The organism is Vibrio sp. M260118 (assembly GCF_036533755.1).
GTDB lineage: Bacteria > Pseudomonadota > Gammaproteobacteria > Enterobacterales > Vibrionaceae > Vibrio.
In genome coordinates, this window is the sequence record NZ_JATABG010000538.1 from 1 (window position 1) to 1693 (window position 1693).

The 1693-nt window shown below is 43.5% G+C and carries 1 pseudogene; it reads left to right on the forward strand.

Going from position 1 to position 1693, the window contains the following annotated elements:
* Positions 1 to 105: 105 nt before the first annotated feature.
* Positions 106 to 1554: pseudogene (gene phaC, locus QTO00_RS19290) on the forward strand (class I poly(R)-hydroxyalkanoic acid synthase); the annotation flags it as partial.
* Positions 1555 to 1693: the final 139 nt, after the last annotated feature.

Consider the following 1693-nt stretch of genomic DNA (forward strand, 5'->3'; position numbering starts at 1 on the left):
GAACAAACTTACAGGGCTTGGTATGCCTGAAACTCAGTATATTGTATAAAAGTCGCTCAACTTTAGGAGGTTTGGTTTCTCGTCTGAATTACGCAACAAAGCCATTTCATTAAGCAATCGTACTTGTTGTTTAGTAAGACCTATTTGGAGACCATAGATAGCATTGAAGGCCTAGATGAGAAGAGTAAAGAGCGCATTAGCTTTTTCTCTCGCCAAGCAATCAATGCGATGTCACCAAGTAACTACATTGCTACTAATCCCGAACTGCTTAAGCTGACGTTAGAAAAAAACGGTGAAAATCTACTCGCTGGGTTAGAACAACTGAAGGAAGACGTTGAATCAAGCGCTGATATCTTGAAGATACGCATGACTAACAATAATGCCTTCCGCATTGGTGAAGATGTTGCGAATACTCAAGGAGATGTGGTTTACCAAAACGAGCTGTTTGAACTGATACAGTATCGTCCACTAACGGAAACAGTTAACGCAACTCCGTTGTTAATCGTTCCTCCTTTTATCAATAAGTACTACATTCTCGATTTAAGAGAGAAAAATTCACTCGTCCGCTGGCTACTTGAGCAGGGACACGCGGTATTTATGATGTCGTGGCGAAACCCAGGGAGCGCGCAGAAAGACGTCGAGTTTGGTGATTATGTGACGGACGGTGTTGCTAAAGCGGTAAGTGCAATTGAAGATATTACTGGCCAAGATCAGATAAACGCAGCAGGTTACTGTATTGGTGGTACTGTCCTCGCTTCAACTATTGCCTACTATGCCGCGAAGCGAATGAAAAAGCGCATCAAGAGTGCGACTTTCTTTACCACGTTGCTCGATTTCTCACAGCCTGGTGAAGTTGGTGCCTACATCAACGATACCATTGTGAGCGCGATTGAGATGCAAAATAACGTTAAAGGGTTTATGGATGGTCGCTCGTTAAGTGTCACTTTCAGTATACTGCGTGAAAACAGTCTCTACTGGAACTATTATGTGGATAACTATCTGAAGGGGAACAGCCCTGTAGATTTTGATCTCCTGTATTGGAATAGCGACAGTACCAATGTTGCCGCGCCTACTCATAACTTCTTGCTCAGAGAGCTTTATCTCAACAACAAACTTGTTGCTGATAAAGGGGTGAAGATTGGGGGGGTATGGATCGATCTGAATAAGATTAAAGTGCCGAGCTACTTTGTCTCTACCAAAGAGGACCATATTGCTTTATGGCAAGGAACATATCGCGGTGCACTGAACGTGGGCGGAAACAAAACCTTTGTTCTTGGTGAGTCTGGTCACATCGCAGGGATTGTTAACCATCCTGCGAAAGGAAAATATGGTTTTTGGACCAATGATTCATTAGATGACAGCGCCGACGAGTGGTTAGCCAATGCTGATCATACAGATGGCTCTTGGTGGACACACTGGGACCAATGGTTACTTGGTTTCAACCCAGAAGAACAAGTTGAGCCGTTCCGAGTAGGCAGTGAGCAGTTTCCTGTAATTGGCCCTGCGCCTGGTCGCTATGTCAAACAAGTGCTACCGATTAAAGAACCAAACTAGGATGTCTCCTTTATGAAAAAGCCTCTAGCAATGGTTTGTTAGAGGCTTTTTAGTTTGTAATACATCAGGATATCTGTTTAATTAATTTGTAACGACTATGTTGAGGGGACGGTGATGAAAACGATAGGCATGATTGGTG